Annotated in this window: 18 protein-coding genes; 6 read left to right on the plus strand and 12 right to left on the minus strand. The window is 72.5% G+C overall.

Annotated features, from left to right (window positions below; all coding sequences use genetic code 11):
• Positions 1 to 44: 44 nt before the first annotated feature.
• On the minus strand, positions 45 to 941 hold the full coding sequence (gene lipA, locus DMB66_RS28265) for a lipoyl synthase (RefSeq protein WP_125807202.1): 897 nt from the start codon (positions 939 to 941) through the stop codon (positions 45 to 47).
• Positions 942 to 1,323: 382 nt separating this feature from the next.
• Here lipA and aspS point away from each other — a divergent pair, with 382 nt between their 5' ends.
• Positions 1,324 to 2,634: an aspartate--tRNA(Asn) ligase gene (aspS, locus tag DMB66_RS28270; protein ID WP_125807155.1), complete on the plus strand. Its 1,311-nt coding sequence runs from the start codon at positions 1,324 to 1,326 to the stop codon at positions 2,632 to 2,634.
• A 52-nt stretch (positions 2,635 to 2,686) separates the two neighbouring features.
• Here the strand turns inward: aspS and DMB66_RS28275 are convergent, their stop codons facing one another.
• The 6 genes from DMB66_RS28275 to lpdA all read right to left on the minus strand — a co-directional run bounded on the left by DMB66_RS28275 (position 2,687) and on the right by lpdA (position 9,698).
• Positions 2,687 to 2,851 carry a peptide ABC transporter substrate-binding protein gene (locus tag DMB66_RS28275; protein WP_125807156.1) on the minus strand — a complete coding sequence of 55 codons (165 nt, stop codon included), beginning with the start codon at positions 2,849 to 2,851 and terminating at the stop codon, positions 2,687 to 2,689.
• Complete coding sequence (gene lipB, locus DMB66_RS28280; protein WP_125807157.1) at positions 2,848 to 3,477, minus strand: lipoyl(octanoyl) transferase LipB; 630 nt, start codon at positions 3,475 to 3,477, stop codon at positions 2,848 to 2,850. Before lipB ends, DMB66_RS28275 begins: the two co-directional genes overlap by 4 nt.
• Positions 3,478 to 3,495: 18 nt before the next feature.
• Positions 3,496 to 5,358 carry a DUF2079 domain-containing protein gene (locus DMB66_RS28285; protein ID WP_199752663.1) on the minus strand — a complete coding sequence of 621 codons (1,863 nt, stop codon included), beginning with the start codon at positions 5,356 to 5,358 and terminating at the stop codon, positions 3,496 to 3,498.
• A 27-nt stretch (positions 5,359 to 5,385) separates the two neighbouring features.
• Positions 5,386 to 6,309, minus strand: a complete 924-nt coding sequence (locus DMB66_RS28290; RefSeq protein ID WP_125807158.1) for a TIGR01777 family oxidoreductase — start codon at positions 6,307 to 6,309, stop codon at positions 5,386 to 5,388.
• A gap of 87 nt (positions 6,310 to 6,396) precedes the next feature.
• Positions 6,397 to 8,241, minus strand: a complete 1,845-nt coding sequence (sucB, locus tag DMB66_RS28295) for a 2-oxoglutarate dehydrogenase, E2 component, dihydrolipoamide succinyltransferase (protein ID WP_125807159.1) — start codon at positions 8,239 to 8,241, stop codon at positions 6,397 to 6,399.
• Between the two features lie 41 nt (positions 8,242 to 8,282).
• Complete coding sequence (gene lpdA / locus DMB66_RS28300; RefSeq protein ID WP_199752664.1) at positions 8,283 to 9,698, minus strand: dihydrolipoyl dehydrogenase; 1,416 nt, start codon at positions 9,696 to 9,698, stop codon at positions 8,283 to 8,285.
• Positions 9,699 to 9,770: 72 nt separating this feature from the next.
• On the opposite strand from lpdA, the gene DMB66_RS28305 reads away from it, so the two are divergent.
• On the plus strand, positions 9,771 to 10,154 hold the full coding sequence (locus tag DMB66_RS28305; protein ID WP_370319351.1) for a hypothetical protein: 384 nt from the start codon (positions 9,771 to 9,773) through the stop codon (positions 10,152 to 10,154).
• 22 nt (positions 10,155 to 10,176) lie between these two features.
• Here the strand turns inward: DMB66_RS28305 and DMB66_RS28310 are convergent, their stop codons facing one another.
• Positions 10,177 to 11,727, minus strand: coding sequence for a leucyl aminopeptidase (locus tag DMB66_RS28310; protein WP_125807162.1), 1,551 nt, complete (start codon positions 11,725 to 11,727; stop codon positions 10,177 to 10,179).
• A gap of 143 nt (positions 11,728 to 11,870) precedes the next feature.
• Between DMB66_RS28310 and gcvT the strand changes: the two genes are divergently transcribed.
• Positions 11,871 to 12,974, plus strand: a complete 1,104-nt coding sequence (gene gcvT, locus DMB66_RS28315) for a glycine cleavage system aminomethyltransferase GcvT (protein WP_233624885.1) — start codon at positions 11,871 to 11,873, stop codon at positions 12,972 to 12,974.
• A 21-nt stretch (positions 12,975 to 12,995) separates the two neighbouring features.
• On the opposite strand, the gene cobS is transcribed toward gcvT, so the two are convergent.
• Together cobS and DMB66_RS28325 are read right to left on the minus strand one after the other, a co-directional pair.
• Positions 12,996 to 13,757 carry an adenosylcobinamide-GDP ribazoletransferase gene (cobS, locus tag DMB66_RS28320; RefSeq protein WP_233624886.1) on the minus strand — a complete coding sequence of 254 codons (762 nt, stop codon included), beginning with the start codon at positions 13,755 to 13,757 and terminating at the stop codon, positions 12,996 to 12,998.
• Positions 13,750 to 15,678 (minus strand): bifunctional adenosylcobinamide kinase/adenosylcobinamide-phosphate guanylyltransferase, encoded by a 1,929-nt coding sequence (locus DMB66_RS28325; protein ID WP_125807164.1) that lies wholly within the window; start codon positions 15,676 to 15,678, stop codon positions 13,750 to 13,752. Before DMB66_RS28325 ends, cobS begins: the two co-directional genes overlap by 8 nt.
• A gap of 136 nt (positions 15,679 to 15,814) precedes the next feature.
• Between DMB66_RS28325 and DMB66_RS28330 the strand changes: the two genes are divergently transcribed.
• Together DMB66_RS28330 and DMB66_RS28335 are read left to right on the plus strand one after the other, a co-directional pair.
• On the plus strand, positions 15,815 to 16,012 hold the full coding sequence (locus DMB66_RS28330; RefSeq protein WP_125807165.1) for a hypothetical protein: 198 nt from the start codon (positions 15,815 to 15,817) through the stop codon (positions 16,010 to 16,012).
• Entirely contained in the window at positions 16,009 to 16,836 is an 828-nt protein-coding gene (locus DMB66_RS28335) for a site-2 protease family protein (RefSeq protein ID WP_125807166.1), read from the plus strand. Before DMB66_RS28330 ends, DMB66_RS28335 begins: the two co-directional genes overlap by 4 nt.
• 121 nt (positions 16,837 to 16,957) lie before the next feature.
• Here the strand turns inward: DMB66_RS28335 and DMB66_RS28340 are convergent, their stop codons facing one another.
• Together DMB66_RS28340 and DMB66_RS61445 are read right to left on the minus strand one after the other, a co-directional pair.
• Entirely contained in the window at positions 16,958 to 17,956 is a 999-nt protein-coding gene (locus DMB66_RS28340; protein WP_125807167.1) for an aldo/keto reductase family protein, read from the minus strand.
• Between the two features lie 21 nt (positions 17,957 to 17,977).
• Entirely contained in the window at positions 17,978 to 20,857 is a 2,880-nt protein-coding gene (locus DMB66_RS61445; protein ID WP_233624887.1) for a WG repeat-containing protein, read from the minus strand.
• 904 nt (positions 20,858 to 21,761) lie between these two features.
• Here DMB66_RS61445 and DMB66_RS28355 point away from each other — a divergent pair.
• Entirely contained in the window at positions 21,762 to 22,043 is a 282-nt protein-coding gene (locus DMB66_RS28355) for a hypothetical protein (protein WP_125807170.1), read from the plus strand.
• Positions 22,044 to 22,448 lie beyond the last annotated feature (405 nt).

Here is a 22,448-nt window from a genome sequence, read left to right on the forward strand (position 1 = left end):
ACCGCGTCGCGTTCGCATCCGCTGCATCAGCGGCGGGCCTCGGGTCAGGCGCGGGCGGCCAGGGCCTGCTGGTAGAGGCGGCCGGCGCGGTAGGACGAGCGGACCAGTGGGCCGCTCATCACGCCGGCGAAGCCGATCTCCTCGGCCTCCGCGTTGAGCTCGACGAACTCTTCCGGCTTGACCCAGCGCTCCACCGGGTGGTGGCGTGGGGTCGGCCGCAGGTATTGCGTGATGGTGATCAGCTCGCAGCCCGCCGCGTGCAGGTCGCGCAGGGCCTGGGAGACCTCGGCGCGTTCTTCGCCCATGCCCAGGATCAGGTTGCTCTTGGTGACCAGGCCGGCCGCGCGGGCCTGGGTGATCACGTCGAGGGAGCGGTCGTAGCGGAAGCCCGGGCGGATGCGCTTGAAGATGCGGGGGACCGTCTCCACGTTGTGGGCGAGGACCTCGGGCGCCGCGCCGAAGACCTCGGCGAGCTGGTCGGGCTCCGCGTTGAAGTCGGGGATCAGCAGCTCGACGCCGCAGCCCGGCTGCAGCTTGTGGATCTGGCGGACGGTCTCCGCGTAGAGCCAGGCGCCGCCGTCCGGGAGGTCGTCGCGGGCCACGCCGGTGACCGTCGCGTATTTCAGGCCCATGGTGGCGACGGACTCGCCGACGCGGCGGGGCTCGTCGGCGTCGAACTCGGCCGGCTTGCCCGTGTCGATCTGGCAGAAGTCGCAGCGGCGGGTGCACTGATCACCGCCGATGAGGAAGGTCGCCTCGCGGTCTTCCCAGCACTCGTAGATGTTGGGACAGCCGGCCTCCTGGCAGACCGTGTGCAGACCTTCCTTTTGCACGAGGCCGCGCATGTGGGTGTATTCCGGGCCCATTTTTGCTTTGACTTTGATCCACGGCGGCTTGCGCTCGATGGGAACTTCGGCGTTGCGCGCCTCGATGCGCAGCATGCGGCGGCCCTCGGGAGCAATAGTCACAGGGCTGAGGTTACGCCGATTACAAGATCAACCGTTGCAGGGGCGGCGAGGCTCACATACCTGATCCTGTGAGCGCCCTCACGCTCGACCGGGAAACCCGGTTTGCCGGTCGTCCGACCGCTGTTAACGTCCCGTGCACGGTGCTGACGGAACCGAGTAGCGCTCCGAATCGCCGGCCGAGAGAGCCACCACGAGCTGTGACGGTGGCCCGGTGCCGGGGCGTGAAGACACTCCCGAGCCGAGTTCTACAAGAGGCGCCCGCATGGCGGGCGTGAAGGTGTGGTGGCACCGCGAGGATCCCGCTCGCCCACACCTCCCTGGGGCCGCGTTGCAGTCACCGAGGAGGTCAACAGCCATGCAACGCATCCTCTCCACCGAACTGGCCCGGCACACCGGCGAGATCGTCACGGTCGCCGGCTGGGTCCATCGCCGCCGGCTGCTCAAGGCCGTCGCTTTTCTGATCCTCCGGGACTCCGCCGGGCTCACCCAGGTCGTCGTCGCCCATCCTGCGGTCCGCGCCCTGGTCGAAGGGCTGGGCGAGGAGTCCGTGGTCGAGCTGACCGGCACGGTCACGGCGAACCCGGCCGCGCCCGCCGGGGTCGAGCTGACTGCTCCCGTGCTGCGGATTCTGAACGCTGTGGACGTACCGCTGCCTTTTGATCTGCATCGGCCCGCGCTCAGCGCGACCCTGCCCACCCAGCTCGACCATGCCGCTCTCTCTTTGCGGCATCCGAGCCGGGCCGGGGCGCTGCGGATCGCGGCGGCCGCGACCGCGGGCTTTCGGGCCGCGCTGGAGCAGCGGCGGTTCGTCGAGATCCACACACCGAAGATCGTCGCCCAGGCTTCGGAGTCTTCAGTCCAGTCAAGGGCGGTGGCGGGGCGGTCGGACGGGGGATCTGGTGCGAATGTGTTCGCGCTCGACTATTTCGGGCGGCCCGCCTACCTGGCGCAGTCGCCGCAGTTCTACAAGCAGCTGATGGTCGGGGTGTTCGAGCGGGTTTACGAGGTCGGCCCGGTGTTCCGTGCCGAGCCGCACGACACCGCCCGGCACCTGGCGCAGTACACGTCGCTCGACGCCGAGCTGGGCTTCATTGCCGACCATCGGGACGTGATGGCCGTGCTCACCGAGGTGGTGGCCGGGATGACCGCCACCGTCGCCGAGCGGACCGGTGCCGCCGTGCCGAAGGTGCCGGCCGAGATCCCGGCGCTGCACTTCGCGGAGGCGTTGCGGATCGCGGGTGCGCCCGCCGACGAGCCCGACCTGGCCCCGGCGCACGAGCGGGCGTTGGGGGAGTGGGCGCTGCGTGAGCACGGGTCGGAGTTCGTCTTCGTCACCGGCTATCCGATGCGCAAGCGGCCGTTCTACACCCATCCGCAGCCGTCGGACCCGGTCTGGTCCAACAGCTTCGACCTGCTGTTTCGCGGGCTTGAGCTGGTCACCGGCGGCCAGCGGCTGCACCGCTACGCCGACTACGAGGCCGCGCTGGCCGCGCGGGGCGAGACGACTGCGGCTTATCGGGGCTACCTCGACGGATTCCGGTACGGGATGCCACCGCACGGCGGCTTCGCGATCGGCCTGGAGCGCTTCGTGGCCCGGCTGACCGGCGCCGCCAACGTCCGAGAGGTCACCGCATTCCCCCGCGACCTGCACCGGGTCACGCCGTGAGGCCGGCGGTGAGACCGTGACCTGCCCCGGGTCGCGGCCGTGAGGTCGGTGGTCAGATGAAGACGGCGATCGTTACGGCGACCACGACGATCAGCGGGATGATCGTGGTGCTGATCAGGATCCACCAGGCGATCGGGTGGCCGAAGTTCAGCGCGACCCCGCCGCCCTTCTTCGGCACGAAGACCCGCTTGTCGCGCGGGTCGCGGTAGAGGATCACAGCAGCGTCGGCAGGTGGCGTTCGACGACCGGCAGCAGGTCGTCGACCGTCACCGGCCGGCCCAGCTCCGCGGTGAGCGATGTCACGCCCGCGTCGCGGATGCCGCAGGGCACGAAGCGGTCGAAGTTGGCCAGGTCGCAGTCGCCGTTGATGGCGAAGCCGTGCTGGGTGACGCCCCGGGCCACCCGGATGCCGATCGCGGCGATCTTGCGGTCGGGGCCGCGCTCGTCCGCGCGGACCCAGGCGCCGCTGCGGCCCTCGACCCGGTCGGTGGTGACGCCGAACTCCGCGCACACCTCGATCAGCAGTTGCTCGACGCGGCGGACGTAGGCGACCACGTCGATCGGGTCGGTGAGCTTGACGATCGGGTAGCCGACGAGCTGGCCCGGACCGTGCCAGGTGAGCTTGCCGCCGCGGTCGACGTCGACCACCGGCGTGCCGTCCATCGGGCGGTCCAGCGGCTCGGTGCGCTTGCCGGCGGTGAAGACACTGGGGTGTTCGAGCAGCAGGATCGTGTCCGGCTGGGTGCCCGCCACCACGGCGTCGTGCAGCTGGCGCTGGGTCTCCCAGGCCTCGCGGTAGTCGACCAGGCCAGGGCGCAGCACCTGCAACGTAGAAGTCGTCACGCCCGCCAGCCTAGTCCGTCAGCTGCCGCGGGCCACCGGGTCGATCCCCGGGCGGATGCGCCACAGCAGGACGCCGCCGACGTGCTCCGGCTCGCCGAACAGGTCGGTCGCCATGACCTCCAGCGCCGCCCGGAACACCGGGCCCTGCGAGCCGGTCACCTGCGGGGGCAGGAACACCGCCTCGACCTTCCAGTACGCCAGGTCCTGCCGGGCCTGGTCGCGGTCGAAGTCGCCGATCGGCTGGGTGTAGCCGTACATGGCGGCGCGCAGGAAGAGCCAGTCGGTCTGGTGCGGGGTGGCCCCGATCTGGCCGGTGCCCTCCGGGCCGCCGGGGCCGAGGAAGTAGCCGTCCGGGATCCGGAACTGCTTGCCGCCGCGGGCCATCGTGTATGCCTGCCAGCGCTGCCCGTCGGCGGTGTCGGTGGTGGCGAACGGCAGCGCGGTGAGCACGCCGCCGTCGCTCACGTACTGCTTCCAGATGCCGTCGGCGATGAAGGCGGGCTCGGGCGCGCGCTCGCTGGTCAGCACCGGCAGCGGGAAGAGCGGCACCAGCGCGACCGCGTAGCCGGCCGCCCACAGGGTGTGCGAGCCCACCGACGGCATCGGCTCGGTCAGCAGGTAGTCCGCGGTGAGCGCCAGCAGGATGCCGATCACGCAGGCCACCACCAGGGCGAAGCGGCCGGGCAGGGCGGAGTCGAAGAGTGGCAGGTCCAGCAGCGCCGCGTACGGCAGCTTGATCTCGCTGGTCTCCTTGAAGTATTTGAGCTGCGGCCCCAGGGACAGCACGAGGAAGACGGCTCCCACGGCGTAGATCGCGACCAGGGTCTCGAGCCGCCCGGGCTTCGCCTTCTGGCGCAGCGTCACCGCGCACGCGATGGCCAGCACCATCAGCGGCAGGCCGAAGAACGACGTCTCCTCGGTCGGGTTCGGCGCCAGGTCGCTGCCGAACCCCAGCCAGCCGGCCAGCGAACGGGTCGGGTATTCCAGGAAGGCCCCGACGTCCTCGACGTAATGTGCCTGGTTGAAGCCGGTGCCGCTGAAGGTCTGCGGCCCGGCGAAGTGCATGTAGAGCGGGTATGCCAGCAGCGTCCCGGCGACCACCGCCGTCACGCCCAGCCCGGCGAGCACGGTCGGCAGCGCGGCGCGGGCCGCCGCCCGGCAGTGCGGCAGCAGCGACCGGGTGCCGAGGAAGACCCCGCTGGCCAGCGCCGTGAAGAACAGCCCCTCGGCGGCGATGGAGAAGCCGACCGCCACCACCACGCCCAGGATCACGCCGTGCCGCAGCCAGCGGCGCGGCTCGGGCAGCTTGAGGACCCACCAGAGCACCAGCGGCGCGACCCAGCCCGCGGTCCAGTTCAGGTGACCGTTGGCGTGCGAGATGAAGCCGGGCGCGAAGCCGCAGAACAGGCCGCCCAGGGCCGCGGCGGCCGGCCGGCGGACCAGATGGCGGCGGAGGAACAGATACCAGCCGAAGGCCGAGCCGGCGAGATTCAGCGTGAGGATCGTCACGAAGCTGACCTGTGGGCCGGCCAGGATGGTCAGCGGCGAGAAGAACACGATGAAGACCGTGATCGACGTGTTGGCGGCCAGGTTGACGCCGACCGGCGCGTTCATCATGTCGGTGAAGAACGGATCACCGCCGTTTCCCAGCAGGTAGACGCCGTAGCCCAGCAGCCACTCGAAGAAGGCCTGGTCGCCGGCGTTCTTCACGAGGACGTGCCCGGCCGGGTCCTGCCACAGGCCGTTGGTCACATAACCGGCGAGGGCCAGCGCGACGGCCGCGACGGTCAGATGCGGGCGCCATGATCCGCCGCCGCGGCGGGTCGGGGACTCGACCGGCGGATCGGCGGACTCGGACGGGGCTGCGGCGACGACGGACACCAGGCGCAGGCTACCAAGTTCGAGCCGTCACGGTCGGCCCGCCGGGCTTGAATGTTGATCGATCGCCGCCCGCAGCGCCGCCTCCAGGGTCGGCAGGGTGAAGGTGAAACCGGCCCGCTGCAGGACGCCCGGCAGCGCCCGTTGGCTGCGCAGCGCCTCGTGGGCGAACTCACCGAGGGCTATCTGCAGGGCGATGCCCGGGACCTGCAGCACGGCCGGACGGTGCAGAACCTGCCCGAAAACCTGGGTGAAAGTGGCGTTGGTGACCGGCTCCGGGCCGACCATGTTGACCGGGCCGGCCAGGTCGTCGCGATGGAGCAGGAACTCGGCCGCGCCGAGCCAGTCGGCCAGGCCGATCCACGGGACCCACTGCTTGCCGCCGCCGAGCTTGGCGCCGGCACCCATCCGGAAGAGCATCATCTGCGGCTTGAGCAGGCCGCCGGTCGCGTCCAGCGGCAGGCCCGTACGCAGCAGTACGACCCGGGTGCCGGCGTCCTCGGCGGGCCGGACGGCGGCCTCCCACACCCGGCACAGATCGGCCAGGAAACCGGTGCCGGCCGGTTCCTCCTCGGTGACCGCGCGGTCGCCGGTTTCGCCGTACCAGCCGACGGCGGAGGACTGCAGCAGGACGCCGGGGCGGTCGGCGGCCGGCAGGCTTTTGATCGCGTGGGCGATCGTGCCGGCCGAGTCCACCCGGCTGCTGCGGATCAGGCTCTTGTAGCGGGCGTTCCAGCGCTTGTCGCCGACCCCGGCTCCGGCCAGGTTGATCACCGCGTCGGCGCCGGCGACCACCGCCTGGTCGAGCTGACCGGAGGACGGCTTCCAGGTGGCCTCGTCGGGAGCCTGGGCCGGGCGGCGGACGAGACGGGTGATGTCGTGGCCGGCGGCACGCAACCGCTCGGCGAGCCGGGTGCCGAGGAAACCGGACGCGCCGGCCAGGAGAATCCGCATATCTCCATCATTCCCGAAGTTGAACCCGCTCAAAACAAAGAAGGGGCGCCGAAGCGCCCCTTCCTCACATTCGTCGCGGATCGCAGGTCATGACGACAGGCCGAGGTCTCCCTCGAACTGGCCTGCCTCCAGGCGCTCCTTCACCGTCACCAGGAAGCGGGCGGCGTCCGCGCCGTCCACGATCCGGTGGTCGTAGCTGAGCGCCAGGTAGATCATCGAGCGCGGCACGATCAGCTCGCCCAGGTTCGGGTCGTCGACGACCACGGCGCGCTTGACCACCGCGCCGGTGCCGAGGATGCCGACCTGCGGCTGGTTGATGATCGGTGTGTCGAAGAGCGCACCGCGGCTGCCCGTGTTGGTCAGCGTGAAGGTGCCGCCGGAGATCTCGTCCGGGCTGATCTTGTTGTTCCGGGTGCGCTCGGCCACGTCGGCGATCCGCTTGGCCAGGCCGGCCAGGTTGAGGTCGCCGGCGTCGCGGATGACCGGGACGATCAGGCCCTTCTGGGTGTCCACCGCGATGCCGAGGTGCTCGCCGTCGTGGTAGGTGACCGTGCCGGCCTCCTGGTCGATGGACGAGTTGACCACCGGGTGCATCCGCAGGGCCTCGACCGCGGCCAGGGCCAGGAACGGCAGGTAGGTCAGCTTCACGCCGTTCTTGACCAGGAAGTCGGCCTTGGCCTTGGCCCGCAGGTTGGCGACCTTGGTGAGGTCGACCTCGACCACCGTGGTGAGCTGCGCCGAGGTCTGCAGCGACTCGACCATGCGGCGGGCGATGGTCGCGCGCATCCGGGTCAGCTTCTCGGTGCGGCCACGCAGCGGGCTGGGCGCCGCCTTCGGCGCGGCGGCCGCGGGAGCGGGCTTTACGGCCTCGACCTTGGCGGCGGACTCAGCGGCAGCGGCCTTGTCGGCCGCCTCGATGACGTCCTGCTTGCGGATCCGGCCGCCGACGCCGGTGCCGGTGATCGACGCGAGGTCGACACCCTTCTCGGCGGCGAGCTTGCGGACCAGCGGGGTCACGTAACCGGCGTCACCGGCGCCGTTGGCCTTGACCGTCTCGGCGGCCGGGGCGGCGGCCTGAGCGGGCGCGGCCGGGGCCGGCTCCGGGGCGGGCTTCGACTCGACCAGCGGCGCGGGCTGCTGCTGCGGCGCGGGCTTGGGTGCCTCGGCCTTGGGTGCCTCGGCCTTCGGCGCCTCAGCCTTCGGGGCCTCGGCCTTGGGCGCCTCAGCCTTGGGGGCCTCGGCCTGCGGGGCCGGGGCGGACGGTGCGGGCGCCGCGGCGGGCGCGCCGCCCGGGGTGCCGATGATGGCCAGTTCGGCGCCGACGTCGGCGGTCTCGTCCTCGGGGACCTTGATCTCCAGGACCGTGCCGGCGACCGGCGACGGGATCTCCGTGTCGACCTTGTCGGTGGAGACCTCGAGCAGCGGCTCGTCGACCTCGATGGTGTCGCCGACCTGCTTGAGCCAGCGGGTGACCGTGCCCTCGGTGACGCTCTCGCCCAGGGCGGGCATCTTCACGGCCGTGCCCTCGCCGCCGGTGGGCGCGGCGGCCTGCGGGGCGGGAGCCTCCTCCTCGACCGGCTTCTCGGTCGACGGGGTGTCCAACGCGGCGGGCTCGGGCTCGGCCTCCTCGGCGGGAGCGGGCTCCTGGGCGGCAGGGGCGGCCGGGGCGGGGGCAGCCGAGCCCGCGTCCTCGCCGTCGCCCGCGATGACCGCGAGCTCGCTGCCGACGTCCGCCGTCTCGTCCTCGCCGACGACGATGCGCGTGAGCACACCGGCGGCGGGCGACGGGATCTCCGTGTCGACCTTGTCGGTGGAGACCTCGAGCAGCGGCTCGTCGGCCTCGACCCGTTCGCCCTCCTGCTTGAGCCAGCGCGTGACGGTGCCCTCGGTGACGCTCTCACCCAGCCGCGGCATGGTGACCGATACCGGCATCTCTCAGAACTCCTTAACCGCTTGCGAACGGGGATCGAAAATCAGGCGTGTGCGTGCAGGGGCTTGCCGGCCAGCGCCAGGAACGCCTCGCCGAGCGCCTCGTTCTGCGTGGGGTGGGCGTGCACCAGCTGGGCGACCTCCTCTGGGAAGGCCTCCCAGTTGTAGATCAGCTGCGCCTCCCCGACGAGCTCGCCCATCCGGGCGCCGACCATGTGCACGCCGACGACCGGGCCGTCGTTGACCCGGACCAGCTTCACGAAGCCCTGCGTCTTGAGGATCTGGCTCTTGCCGTTGCCGCCGAGGTTGTAGTTGTACGTCGAGATCTTGTCGGCGCCGTACTGCTCCTTGGCCTTGGCCTCGGTGAGGCCGACCGAGGCGACCTCGGGGTCGGAGTAGGTGACCCGGGGGATGCCGTTCTCGTCGATGACCGCCGGGTTTCGGCCCGCGATCTCCTCGGCGACGAAGATGCCCTGCTGGAAACCGCGGTGCGCGAGCTGCAGGCCGGGCACGATGTCGCCGACCGCGTAGATGTTGCCGACGCCGGTGTGCATCCGCTCGTTGGTGATCACGAAGCCCCGGTCGAGCGTGATGCCCTGCTGCTCGTACCCCAGGTCCTGGGTCGTCGGGCCGCGGCCGACCGCGACCAGCAGGATCTCGGCCTCCACCGTCTCGCCGCCGGCGAGGTAAGCCTTGACGCCGCCCTCGGTGTATTCGACCTTCTCGAACGGCTTGCCGACCTTGAAGTTGATCTTCCGCTTGCGGAAGGCCCGCTCGACGGCCTTGGAGATCTCCTCGTCCTCGGCGGCGACCAGCCGGGGCAGCGCCTCCAGGATGGTCACGTCGGCGCCGAAGGACTTCCACACGCTGGCGAACTCGACGCCGATGACGCCGCCGCCGAGCACGATCGCGGAGCTGGGCACCCGGTCGAGCTTGAGGGCGTGCTCGCTGGCCAGCACCCGCTTGCCGTCGATCTCGAGGCCGGGCAGCGAGCGGGAATAGGAGCCGGTGGCCAGGATGACGTTGCGGCCGGTGTAGCGCCGGCCCGCCACCTCGACCGTGTCCGGGGCGACCAGCTTGCCGGCGCCCTGCACCACGGTGATGTTCGGCTGCTTGAGCAGGCCCTGCAGGCCCTTGTAGAGCCGGCCGACGACGCCGTCCTTGTAGGCGTTCACGCCCGCCATGTCGATGCCGATCAGGTCGGCCTTGATGCCGAACTGCTCGCTCTCGCGGGTCTGGTCGGCCAGCTCGGCCGCGTGCAGCAGCGCCTTGGTCGGGATGCAGCCGCGGTGCAGGCAGGTGCCGCCCAGCTCGGCCTTGTCGATCAGGGCCACCGACAGGTTGAGCTCGGCCGCGCGCAGGGCCGCGGCATAGCCGCCGCTGCCGGCGCCGAGGATCACGATGTCGAAGGTTCCACCCGGCTGGCTCACGTCTACTCCCAGAAAGCGTCGTTGCCACATGGGTCACATGGTGGAAACGGTCACAGCTGTCCTGGCCATCTTGTCACTTGCCGCACCGATCGATGTAGCCAGGTGCCCGAGAACACCGGTCGAGGACGTACCCTGACCGCAGTCAAACGTGAGGAGTGCGGCGTGGCCTGGTTCCGCCGGCGCAGGGAGCCGTCCCGTGGGAGCGGCCGGACGGCCGATCGCGCCGATTTCGAGCACCTCGCGGAGTTCTTCCGCTCGCGCCGGGGTGTCGAGGGTTTCATCGAGCCGAAAACGACGGTGACCGAGACCACGCTGTTGCTCGTGGCACACGACGGCGAGTGGACCCGGCGGCGGGTCGACTCCCCGGAGGGCGCCCGGCGCTTCGCGCACCAGCTCGCGATGCCGATCTACGACATCCGGCTGATGGGCTACCCGCAGCGGATGCGCGACTACAACGAGCGGCAGAAGCGCCGCCCGGCCTCCTAGCGGGCCGGGCAGCGGCTCCGCGCTAGCCGTTGGCGGCGACGTCGTCGATCAGCGCCAGCAGCGTGCGCACCGGCACGCCGGTGCCACCCTTGGTCCAGTAGCCGTTCGGCTCGCCCGTGTGGTAGGACGGCCCGGCGATGTCGATGTGCGCCCACTCGACGCCCTCGGCCACGAACTCACGCAGGAAGACGCCGCCCTGCAGCATGTGCCCGGCGCGGTCCATGCTCGCGTTGACCTGGCTGATGTCGGCGATCTCCGAATCCATGCCCTTGCGCACGTCGTCGGGCAGCGGCATCGGCCAGGCCGGCTCGCCGACCGCGTCGCCGGCCACCTTGACCCGCTCGCAGGTCGCCGGGCTGCCCATCACGCCGGCGATCCGCTTGCCCAGCGCCACCACCTGACCGCCGGTCAGCGTGGAGGTCTCGAAGACGTAGTCGGTGCCGTCGGCGCAGGCCCGGGCGATCGCGTCGGCGAGCACCATCCGGCCCTCGGCGTCGGTGTTGAGCACCTCGACCCGCTTGCCGCTGAACATCGTGATGACATCGCCCGGCCGGTACGCCGCACCGGAGGGCATGTTCTCCGCCATGGCCAGATAGCCGGTGACCGCGACCGCCGGCTTGAGCGCGGCGACGGCCAGCAGGGCCGCGCCGACGGCGGCGGCGCCCGCCATGTCCGACTTCATCTCCCACATGCCCGCGGTCGGCTTGATGCTGATGCCGCCGGTGTCGAAGGTGATGCCCTTGCCGACCAGGGCGACCCGCTTCGGGTTGGCCACGCCCTGCGGGGTGTAGGTGAGCTTGACCAGCCGCGGCGGCGCCTCGGAGCCCTGGCCGACCGCGACGATGCCGCCGTAGCCACCCGCCTTGAGCGCGTCGAAGTCGAGCACCTCGACCTCGAGGCCGGTGCCGTCCGCGGCGGCGACCACGGCATCGGCGAACTGCGGCGGGCGCAGGTCGTTCGGGGCGGTGTTGACCCAGTCGCGGGTGAGCCGCACGACCTTGGCGACCACCTCCGCGCGGGTCACCTCGGCCCGCGCGGCCGAGTCGGCCGCGTCGGGCACGGTGACCTGCAGGGCTCGCACGGGGTCGCGGCGGGACGGCTGCGGCTTGGTCTTGTAGCCGGCGAACCGGTACGAGCCGAGCAGTGCGCCCTCGAGGATGGCCCGCAGCACACCGGGTGCGTCGGTGTCGTCGGGCACCGGCAGCGCCAGAGCGACGGTCTCGCTGCCGGCGAGCGCGCGGACCGCGGCCCCCGTGCCCCGCCGCAGCGTCTCGGTGGCGGGCGCGGAACCGGACGGCTCGTCGCCGAGGCCGACGGCGACGACCAGCGGCGCGGCGATGGTGCCCAGGGTGGCCAGCTTGGTCACCTCGCCGGGGGCGCCGGTGGCGCCCAGCAGGGCGAGGGTCGACGTCAGCTTCCCGTCGAACGCGGCGGCGATGCTCTCCGCGCCGGCGGCCGGCAGCAGCGCGCCACCCTCGTCGGGCTGACTGTGCAGCCCGATGACGATCGCATCGACGGCCAGTTCGGCGGGGTCGTTGTCGACCAGGGTGAGGGAGGGGGCGGGGTGGGTCACTCGGGCTCTCCGCGACGATGAGGGGCCGGAGCCCCCTCGTGGGCCGCTCCGACGGTGTGGTCACCCCGGCGCGGGTCGCGCCGGACGGTGATGGTGTCCCGCCGATGCTAACCACACACGAGGTCACGGGTAAGTTGCCACTCATGTCGACCGAGGCCGCAACCCCGCTCCGTTCGCCTCTGCACGAGCGCCACGTCGCGCTGGGTGCCAAGTTCGCCGCCTTCGGCGGCTGGGAGATGCCGCTGGAGTATGCCGGCGGCGGCGTCCTGCGTGAACACGCCGCCGTCCGCGAGGCCGTCGGCGTTTTCGACGTGTCGCACCTCGGCAAGGCCCGCGTCACCGGCCCCGGCGCGGCGGACTTCGTGAACTCCTGCCTCAGCAACGACCTGGGCCGTATCGGCCCCGGCAAGGCGCAGTACACCCTCTGCTGCGACGACGCCTCCGGTGGCGTGGTCGACGACCTGATCGCGTACCTGATCGGGCCGGACGAGGTCTTCCTCATCCCGAACGCCGCCAACACCGCCGAGGTGGTGCGGCGGCTCGCCGCCGCGGCGCCCGAGGGCATCACGGTCACCGGCGAGCACCGCCGCTACGCGATCCTGGCCGTCCAGGGCCCGCAGTCCGCCGAGACGGTCACCCGGCTGGGGCTGCCCACCGGCCACGACTACATGTCGTTCAACCCGGCGAAGATCGACGGCGTCGACCTGATCGTCTGCCGCACCGGCTACACCGGCGAGCAAGGTTACGAACTGGTCGTGCCCTGGGACGACGCGGTCACCGTCTGGGACGCGCTGGTCACCGCCGGCGTCCGCCCGTGCGGGCTCGGCGCCCGCGACACGCTGCGCACCGAGATGGGCTATCCGCTGCACGGCCAGGAGCTCTCGCTGGAGATCACCCCGGTGCAGGCCCGCTCCGGCTGGGCGGTCGGCTGGTCCAAGCCGGCGTTCTGGGGCCGCGACGCGCTGCTCGCCGAGAAGGCGGCCGGCCCGCGCCGGCTGCTGCGCGGGCTGGAGCTGACCGGTCGCGGCATCCCGCGGGGTCACATGCACGTGTACGCGGGCGACACGCTCGTCGGCGAGGTCACCAGCGGCACCTTCTCCCCGACGAAGAAGATCGGCATCGCGCTGGCCCTGCTGGACACCGCCGCCGGGCTCGCCGAGGGCGACCTGGTCGAGATCGACATCCGGGGGCGCCGGACGGAGGCACGGATCGTGAAGCCGCCGTTCGTGCAGCCGTCGGTGCGCTGAACCGGGACGTGGTGCCGGCCCTCAGCCCAGGGCCAGCCCGATCAAGGTGACGGTGGTGGTCAGTTCCACGGCCGCGCCGAGCACGTCACCGGTGATGCCGCCGAACCGGCGTACCGCATGGCGCAGCAGCAGGGCCACGACCAGCAGTGCGGCGACGACGGCGGCCGGGCCCTGCCACGGCCGGCCGGGCACCGCCCACACCGCCCCGGCCGCGACGACGGCCGCGGCCGCGACGACCACCGGCGTGGGCACGGTCGACGCGACCAGCGCACCCAGGCCCTCGGGCCGCGCGGCCGGCACGCCGCGGCGGCAGCACAGGGTGACCCCGAGGCGCCCGGCGGCGCACGCCGCGATGATCGCCCACGGACCCACCTCGGTCAGGGCGGCGGCCTGGATCAGCAGGGCCAGCGCGATGGCCGCGACACCGAACGGGCCGATGTCGGACTTCTTCATGATCTCCAGGGCCGCGGCGCCGACGCGGTAGGAGCCCAGCGCGTCGACCGTGTCCGCGAGGCCGTCCAGGTGCAGGCCGCGGGTGAGCAGAGCGCCCGCCGCGACGGTCACCGTGGCGGCGACCGGGCCCTGGCCCAGCAGCACGAACAGCGCGGCCAGGGCCGCGCCCAGCAGGGCGCCGACCAGCGGCGCGACGGTCATCGCGACGGCGGCGCTGCGCCGGTCGACGCGGCCGGTCCGGATCGGCAGCACCGTGAGGGTGGTCAGCGCCAGCCGGAGGCCGTCGAGCACCGGCGGCCGCCCACCGGCCGGCGGGGTCTCGTCAGACACTGGCCGGGCCGGGGCCGGCTGGCTCCGGCTCGGTGAAGTCCTGCTCCTCGTCGCTGCCGGCGGGATCAGGCTCGTCCCCGGGAAGCTCGGCCGGGCCCGCGGCGTCGTGCCCGGCGAGCAGCGCCGGGTGCACCGGCAGCGCGCCGGCCAGGGCGATCGCCGAGCGCAGCAGCGGCAGCACGGCCAGCGCGTTCGCCCCCTCGCCGAGATCCATGCCCAGCTGCACGACCGGGGTCAACCCGAGCACGTCGGCGCCCTGCCGAACCAGCGCCTGGGTGCCCGCGTCGGGCAGCAGGCACCAGTGCCGGGACTGGCTGGCCAGGTCGCGGGCCACCAGCCCCGCCGCGATGCCCAGCGGCCCGTCCAGCAGCACCGGCATCCGCCGGGCCGCCGCGCCGAGCAGCGCGCCCGTGGCGACGGCCAGGTCGGCGCCGCCGAGCTGGGCCAGGATGTCCTTGGCGCCGCGCGACTCCTGCCGGATGCGGTGCATCGCGTCGCGGACGGCCGCGCACCGGACCATCCACGCCGCGTCGTCGTAGAAGCCGCCGGGCACCAGCACCCGGGGCAGGACCGCCACCGGCTCGGCGCCCGTGGTCGCGGCCAGCACGGCGGCCGCCGCGGCTTCCGTGCCCACCCCGCAGGAACCCAGGACGAGCACGTCCCGGCCGGCCTCGGCGGCCGCGTCGGCCAGCTTCCAGCCCTGCAGCAGCGCCGCGTCGACCGCCTCGGCATCCAGCACCGGGCCGTCCTCCATGGCCCCCGAGGCGGGGGTGCGCACCACCACGATGTCGGCCTCCGCGGTGGCCGCGAGCCGGGCCAGCGCACCCTCGCCGGCCTCGGCCTCGTCTGCCCGGCGGGCGGCGTCGGTCACGTCGGCGCCGGCCGCCGCGCCGCCGCCGTGCCGGCCGTCGATCAGCAGGACGCGGACCGGGCCCCAGGCCCGTGGCGTCGCGGTGCCCTGGGTCGCGGCCGCGAACTCGACGGCCTCCAGCAGCGCGCCGAGGCCGCCACCGGGCAGGTCGACCCCGGCGAGCCGGTCGCGGGCGTCCGGACCGGCGTCGCTGTCCGGCAGCGGCAGGTCCATGCCCGCCTCGATGATCGTGCCGGTGGCGACCAGCGGCAGCACCATGGTCGGGGCGTGCAGGGCGTCGGTGGCGGCGTTCGCCGTCCGGGCCCGGTGCGCGGCGACGACATCCTCGGCACTCGGCGGCTGGGTCTGCGTTGGGGCCTGGGTCTGCGCTTCGGGTTGGGGCAGCACCGGCGTGCCGGTGGCCGGAGTGTGCGCGGTCATCGCGTCGTGCATGGCCGCCGCGTCGACCGTCAGCGGTGCCGCGTCGTTTTCCGCCTGCGGCTCGGTGCCGATCGCCGGCGCGTCGGGGCCGGTCTTCAGCCAGGTCGGGCGGCCGGCGACCACGAACGCCACCCGGTCGCACGCGCCGGCCAGCGCCTGGTTGGCGGTGCCCAGCGCGTCGGCGAAGGCCCGGCCGACCGGCGTGGTGGGCACCAGCGACAGGCCCACCTCGGGGCTGACCAGCACCACCCGCGCGGCGCACGCGCGCACCGCCGCCGCCAGCGCCGTCACGGTGGCCGGGTCGTCGTTCGGCTGCTGGGCGGGGTCGAGCAGCGCGGCGACCCAGCCGCCCAGGTCGTCCACGAGCAGCGTGTCGTCGGGCTTCGCCTCGGCGAGCACCGCGGTCAGCCGCGCCGGGTCAGCGCCGGTCTCCTCTGTGGTCCAGGACTGCGGGCGGCGCCGCTGATGGGTCTCGATCCGGGCCCGCCACTCCGGGTCGTCCTCGCCGCCGACGGCCGTGGCGACATAGCGGACCGACGCGGCACCGGCGACCAGCGTCTCGGCGAACGCGGACTTGCCGGACCGGATCCCGCCGAGCACCAGGACCGAACTCCACCCGTCAGCAGACATGCCCGTACTTTAGAGCCGCCCGCCGCGATCACGCGGGGCGACCCGGCCCCGATGGGCCCGGGCGTGCCGGGCGCACCTGCGATCACACCGTAGGGTGGTATCAGGACCACAGATCGACACCTGAGGAGGCGGCGGGATGCCGTGGAGTTGGCGGTACGAGGGCGTCGACGGGCAGCCGGTGGCCGGCCCGGCCGAGACGTTCAGCAGCCAGGCCGACGCCGAGTCGTGGATCGGCCAGGCGTGGCGTGAGCTGGCCGCCGCCGGGGTCACCCAGGTCACCCTGGTCGAGGACGACCGGGTGGACTACCAGATGAGTCTGCTGCCGGCAGAGTGAGCTACCAGGTCTCCCGGGGCGCTCCGAAGAGCGCCTTCGTGCCCAGTCCGGTCTTCGTCGGGATCCTGGCGGTCACGGTCGTCTCGGGCTGGATGGCGTGGATCGGCTACGGCAACGTGCGGGTCGATGTCTTCCTGCTGATCGTGTCCGGCTGGGTGCTCTCGCTCTGCCTGCACGAGTACGCCCACGCGATCGTCGCGTACTTCTCCGGCGACCGGGGCGTGGCCGACCGCGGCTACCTGCGGCTGAACCCGCTGAAATACACCCACCCGATCCTGTCCATCGTGCTGCCGCTGGTCGCGGTGGTGCTCGGTGGCATCGGCCTGCCCGGCGGCGCGGTGTGGGTGGACCACGCGCACATCCGCAGCAAGGCCAGGGAATCACTGATCAGCGCGGCCGGCCCGGCGACCAATGTGGTGTTCGCGCTGATCCTGGCCGTGCCGTTCGCGTTCGGTGCGGGCAGCGACGTCGTGCTCTACAGCGACGGCTCCGGCGGCTTCACCGTCGGCGGCAGCCACGGCGCGTTCTGGGTGGCGCTGGCCGCGCTGGCGTTCCTGCAGGTCACGGCGAGCCTGCTCAACCTGCTGCCGGTGCCCGGACTGGACGGCGGCAACATCGTCCAGCCCTGGCTCAGCGCGCCCTACCAGCGCGCCTACAACCTGTTCGCCCCGTACGGCTTCATCCTGCTGTTCGTGCTGCTCTGGCAGTCGAAGATCAACGTGTGGTTCTTCACGCTGGTGAGCTGGCTCAGCGGGCTGATCGGCGTGCCCGACAGCATGGGTGAGATCGGGCTCGCCTACATGCGCTTCTGGCAGTCGCTCTAGGGGTTGCTTCGCGGGTCATGGCCCGCGCCGCGAGGCGGAAGCTGGGCCCGGCGCAGGCCGTCATGACCCGCGAAGCACCCCCTGGCCCGGCGCCCCGATGTCGGGGCGCCGGGGCACGAGATCAGGGACGCTTCGCCGGGCTGACCGTCTTCGCCGGGTCCCGCTCGGTGACCGGCGAGAGCACCTCGTCGATCGCCTTCATCAGGTCGCTCTCCAGCTTGACCCCGGACGCCTTGGCGTTGTCACGCACCTGCTCCGGCCGGGAAGCGCCGATGATCGCCGCCGAGACATTGTCGTTCTGCAGCACCCAGGCCACCGCGAGCTGCGCCAGCGACAGGCCGGCCTGCTCGGCGAGCGGCTTGAGCTGCTGCACCGCGGTCAGCACCTCGTCGCTGAGCCAGCGCGAGATGAAGTCGGCGCCCGACTTGTCGTCGGTGGCCCGCGAACCCGACGGCGGCTGCTTGCCCGGCTCGTACTTGCCGGTGAGCACGCCCTGGGCGATCGGCGACCAGACCACCTGGCCGACGCCGAGCTCGATCGAGGTCGGCACCACCTCGGCCTCGATGACCCGCCACAGCGCGGAATACTGCGGCTGGTTCGAGACGAACTGGATCTTCAGATCCTGGGCCAGCTCCCAGCCCGCCCGGATCTCGGAGGCCGACCACTCCGACACCCCGATGTAGAGGGCCTTGCCGGAACGCACGATGTCGGCGAACGCCTGCATCGTCTCCTCGAGCGGCGTGGTGTAGTCGAAGCGGTGCGCCTGGTACAGGTCGACGTAGTCCACCTGCAGGCGGCGCAGCGAGCCGTTGATCGACTCCATGATGTGCTTGCGGGACAGGCTGCGGTCGTTCGGCCCCGGCCCGGTCGGCCAGTAGACCTTGGTGAAGATCTCCAAGCCCTCGCGGCGCTCGCCCTTGAGCGCGCGGCCCAGGACCTCCTCCGCGCGGGTGCCGGCGTACACGTCGGCGGTGTCGAACGTGGTGATGCCCACATCGAGGGCGGCCCGCACGCACGCGGCGGCGGCTTCCTCCTCGACCTGGGAGCCGTGGGTGATCCAGTTGCCGTACGCGATTTCACTGATCAGCAGGCCGGAACGGCCGAGATGACGGAACTCCATGCCTGGGACCCTACCGGCCCCTTACAGAACCGTCCGGGTCCCGGAGAGCAGCCGTTCTATCTCGTCCACCACATCGCCGGGCCGCTCCCGGGTCACCTCGACGATCGGATCGCCGTTGCGGTCCAGCGCACCCCAGTGCCCGTCGCGGTCTCCGACCAGGAACGCCAGCGGATGGATCAGCAGCCGGGAGTGCACGGGAGCCACCAGCAACTGCCCGCCACGGTTCACCACGCCGAGCCGGTCACCGGCGTCGATCACGGCCAGCCCGTCGGCGGTGAAACCCGCCACCGGGCCACCGGCGGTCAACTCGGTGGCGAACCGCTGATACCGGAACTGCACCGCGACCCGGCCGTGCCGGTCGATGGCACCCCACCCGCCCCGCCGCACCACGGCCAGCCCGTGCCGGAACGGCCGGACGTCCTCGAACCCCCCGGGCACGATGACCCGGTTGTGCCAGTCGACGGCGAACCAGCCACCGGCCGGCTCCCGGGACACCCAGGCCAGCCCGCCGGAGAACCGGCCGACCTGCACATAACCGCTGGACGGGTCGATGACCAGCCCGCCGGTCTCGTCGATCAGCTCCCAGGCGGCGGTGCCGGGCCGGCGTACCCAGGCCACGCCCTCGTGGAACGGCTGGACCTCGGCGTACCGCTCGGGGATGACGACCTCGCCGTCGCTGTCGGCGTACCCCTGCCAGCCGGAGTCGTAGTCCAGGGCGGGGTGCGGCGGCCGGCTCCGCTGCAGAATCTCCTCGCGGGAGCGCGGATAGGGCCCCCAGCCGGCCTCCCGGACCCGGGCCATGACGGCGTCGAGCGCGGTCTCGGTCCGGGCGACCAGTCCGGGATCCTCGACCCGCCGCAGCTCCAGCGCGGCCTCGAAATGATTGCAGGCCTCGAGATAACGACCCTGCTCGTAACCCGACAAACCGGCATGAACATGCAACTCGGCCCGCAGCCGGTCGGGCAACTCGACGGAATTGATCTCCTCGAACAGCCGATCGGCCTCGGCGAAATCCCCGCGCCACTGCTGCACATGGGCGAGCCGGGCCTGAACGAGCACGATCTGCCGCAGGTCACCGGCGGCCTCGGCGTGCCGCAGGGCGTCCCGGGCGTCGGCGAGGGCGCGGCCGAGATCACCGAGCACCCGCGAGACGACGGCGCGCAGGCTCAGCAGCCGGGCCCGGATGGCGTCGCGCTCGGCGTACTCCAGCTTGTCGGTCAGCCGGTCCCGGACGGCCAGGAGCGGCTCCGGGTCGTCGGCGGTCTCCCGCAGGGTGACCGGATCGACCTTCCAGGGGTACGTGGCCAGAATCTGCTCGGGATCGGCGCGCCGCCGCTCGGGCTCGAGGATGGGCTGCGGGGGTGGGGCGACGTTGACGGTGGGCAGCTGCATGCTGGGCGTCCGGAGGGCGGCATTTCCGGTACGGGGGCGAGGGGCGGTCTCTTGCCTCGGGGTGGTCTGTTGCGCTGGCTGGGGTTGGGTCTGGTGTGGGGCTTCGACGGGCTCGGCCGCCTTCGCCTTCGCGTCTTCCTTGGCCGGTTCCGCCTTGACCGGTTCCGGCGCGGCGGTTGCTGCTGGTTCCTCGGTGCGCTGAGCCGTTGTGGTGGGGTTCTCGGGGTTGGCCGACTTTGTGTCGGCTGGCTCTGAGTCGGCCGGTTTTGCGTCGATCGGGCCTGCGTCGGTCGGCGTTGTCACTGCGGTTGGCGTTGTTTCGATCAGCTCGGCGTCGATCGGCTCGGTGGGCGCCGACGGGGCTTCTGCCGGTGTGGATTCGGTCGGCTCGGCGTCGATCAGCTCCGCGTCCACCGGTTCGGTTTCCGTTGGTTGTGGTTCGACTGGTGCCGGGTGGATCGGCGCGGTGTCGAGCACTTCGGCGTCGACGACGTCCGTGGGGCTTTCGGCGGGCGTTTCCGTCTTGGTGGCGTCTTCGGGCTCGACCAGTTCCGCGTCGATGATTTCCGCGTCGATCGGCTCGGGCAGGGTGGGTTCGACGGAGGCGGTCCCGGTCTCGGCCGGTTCCGCCGTCGCTGGCGTGGTTTCGCCCGCTTCGTCCTGGGTCTTGGCTTGATCGGTGAGGCTTTCCGCGCGTGCGGGGACCGCCTGCGTGGCCTGGGAGAGGTCAGCCTCGGCCTGGTCGGAATCCGGTTCGGCCACGTGCGGGACGACTACCGGCTCTTCGCGCGGCGGGTGGCCTTCCCGGGCGAGGTTCGGAATGACCAGGCGGGTTTCGGTGGTGGGCGAGAACCAGTCCTGCTTCGGGGCGGCGCCGCTCACGGGCTGCGAGCTGACCGGGACCGAACTGACCGGGGCTGCACTGACCGGTGCCCCGCTGATCGGAGCGCTGGTCGTGGTCCCGCTGGTCGTGGTCCCGTTGGCCGTGGTCCCGCTGGTCGTGGTTCCGCCGGTCGACATGCCGTTGGTCGTGGTGTTGTTGGTTGCGGCCTCGCTTGTCGACATGCTGCCGGTCGAGATGCTGCTGGTCGACATGTCGATGCTCGGGGGACCGCTGGCCGGTGCGTCGTTGGCTGGCGCGCCGTTGGTTGCGGCCTCGTTGGTTGAGGTGCCGTCGGTCGGGGCGGGGCTGATCGGGGCGTCGTCGGTCGGAGTGCCGGTAGTCGGAGCGTCGATGGCCGGGTCGCTGGTCGGTGCCTCCGCAGTCGCAGCAGAGGTGTCGATGATCAGGGCGGTCGGATCGGGTCCTGGCGGTCCCGGTTCCGGGGTGACCGCGCCGAGACCGCTCATCGACAGGAGCCAGCCGAGCCCGTGTGGCTCTTCCTCGCCGGTTCCCTCCTCGGCCGCCGAGTCGGTCACCGCCGCTGTTGGGACGACGGCATCGGCATCGGCCGGACCTGCGGAGTCGTCGCGGACCGATTCCGTCTCCGAGGCGCTGCCAGCGGCCACCGTCTCGCTCCGACCGGCGGCCGCCGGTTCGCTCCGAGTAGCCGTTGCTGGTTCGCTCCGACCTGTGGTTGCCGCTTCGCTCCAAGTCGCGGTTGCTGGTTCGCTCCGACCTGTGGTTGCCGCTTCGCTCAGATCTGCGGTTGCCGGTTCGCTCTGGCCTTCGGTCGCAGGATCGTTACGACCGGCGGTCGCCGGCTCGCTATGAGCACTGTTGTCTGGTCCGGTGGTGTGAACGGGCCGGATCGGTCCGGTGGTTTCCGCCTCGGGCGTGACGGGGCTGTCCGCGATGACCGGCTCGGTCGTCGGCGGTGCGCCGGCGGCTTCGGCCGGGGCCGGCTGCTGCGCTGCTCCATCGCCGGGACGTGCGGGAATGCCGAAGGGCGGCCGCAGGGCCTGTCGCTCGTCTGCCGCCGGGGCCGAAGCCGGAGTCGACGGCGGAGCAGAGACCTGGTCGGGCACCCGGGCGGGCCCCGGCGGAGGCGCGGGGGCGTGGCGCGGCTGAGGCTCGTAGGGATGCGTCGGCGGAGCCGGCCGGTAGTGCGCGGGCTGGGTGGACATCGGCCGAACAACCGGCGGGGCTTGCTGCTGCCCACCAGGAGGAGCTTCCACCGGCGGCAGAGACGGCGCGAGGTATGCGGCCGGCGCCCACGGCGACGACGTGGAACGACCCGGCTGCTCAGACTGCGACGGCGGCGCTGAGTGCGTGGACGGCGGCGTCGCCTGCGCGGGTGGCGCTGAGTGCGCGGGCGGTGCTGAGTGCGCGGGCAGAGTCGAGTGCGCAGGTGGGGCTGAGTGCGCGGGCGGCGCCGAGTGCACGGGTGGGGCTGAGTGCGCGGGCGGGGCCGAGTGCGCGGGCGGGGCCGAGTGCACGGGCGGCGCCGAGTGCACGGGCGGGGCCGCGTGGGTGTGCGGGGCCGATGGCGCGGGTGGGGCAGAGAACGGCGCGGTCGCGGACCTCGGCTGCTGCGGCTCGGTGGGTGGCACCGGGCGCAGCGGCACCGCGAAGCGGGGATCCGTCGGCGGCTCGGCGCTGTGCGACGGACGCCGGGTCGCCGGGGGCGCCGAGCGGGGCGCGACCGCGCGTGGCTCCGCCTGCGCGGACCGGGGGCCGAGCGGCGTCGCGGGCTGGGGATCGACCGGCGGCGCCCAGGTCGGGTCGGGCGGGGTCGGCCGCGGCGCCGGGTAGGGCGCGACCGGAGTAGTGGCGGCCGGCCCCTGGTACGACGGCGTCTCGCGGCTGACCGGCCGTGCCGCCTGCTGCGCCGGCGGAGTCGTCCGCTGGCCGTAGAACTGGTCGTCGCCGGTCTGGCGCGCCGACTGCTGCTCCAGCCCGGGCCGTGCCGGTGCCTGGGGCTCCGGCCCGGGCCTGGTCGACGGGTTCGGGGTGGGCCGGGCCGGAGCCGAGGGCTGCGCGGGCTGTCCGATCCGGTAGGGGACGTAGGGCTCGCCACCCGACCGCGGCTGCGGCGCCTCGGGCCCGGTGCGTTGCGCGGTGCGGGGCTCCGGGCGGGACTGCGTCTCCGGTTGCTGAGCGGCGAAGCCCGGGAACGGGCGGCGGCCCTCCCCCGACCGGTCGTCCGGCTCGGCGCGC

The sequence above is a fragment of the Actinoplanes sp. ATCC 53533 genome (assembly GCF_003947245.1).

What these genes read in the sequence shown, in the direction of transcription:
- lipA (WP_125807202.1), bottom strand. Translation starts at nt 941, where the DNA reads ATGCTGCGCATCGAGGCGCGCAACGCCGAAGTTCCCATCGAGCGCAAG.
- aspS (WP_125807155.1), top strand. Translation starts at nt 1,324, where the DNA reads ATGCAACGCATCCTCTCCACCGAACTGGCCCGGCACACCGGCGAGATC.
- DMB66_RS28290 (WP_125807158.1), bottom strand. Translation starts at nt 6,309, where the DNA reads ATGCGGATTCTCCTGGCCGGCGCGTCCGGTTTCCTCGGCACCCGGCTC.
- sucB (WP_125807159.1), bottom strand. Translation starts at nt 8,241, where the DNA reads ATGCCGGTATCGGTCACCATGCCGCGGCTGGGTGAGAGCGTCACCGAG.
- lpdA (WP_199752664.1), bottom strand. Translation starts at nt 9,698, where the DNA reads ATGTGGCAACGACGCTTTCTGGGAGTAGACGTGAGCCAGCCGGGTGGA.
- gcvT (WP_233624885.1), top strand. Translation starts at nt 11,871, where the DNA reads ATGTCGACCGAGGCCGCAACCCCGCTCCGTTCGCCTCTGCACGAGCGC.
- DMB66_RS28325 (WP_125807164.1), bottom strand. Translation starts at nt 15,678, where the DNA reads ATGTCTGCTGACGGGTGGAGTTCGGTCCTGGTGCTCGGCGGGATCCGG.
- DMB66_RS28330 (WP_125807165.1), top strand. Translation starts at nt 15,815, where the DNA reads ATGCCGTGGAGTTGGCGGTACGAGGGCGTCGACGGGCAGCCGGTGGCC.
- DMB66_RS28340 (WP_125807167.1), bottom strand. Translation starts at nt 17,956, where the DNA reads ATGGAGTTCCGTCATCTCGGCCGTTCCGGCCTGCTGATCAGTGAAATC.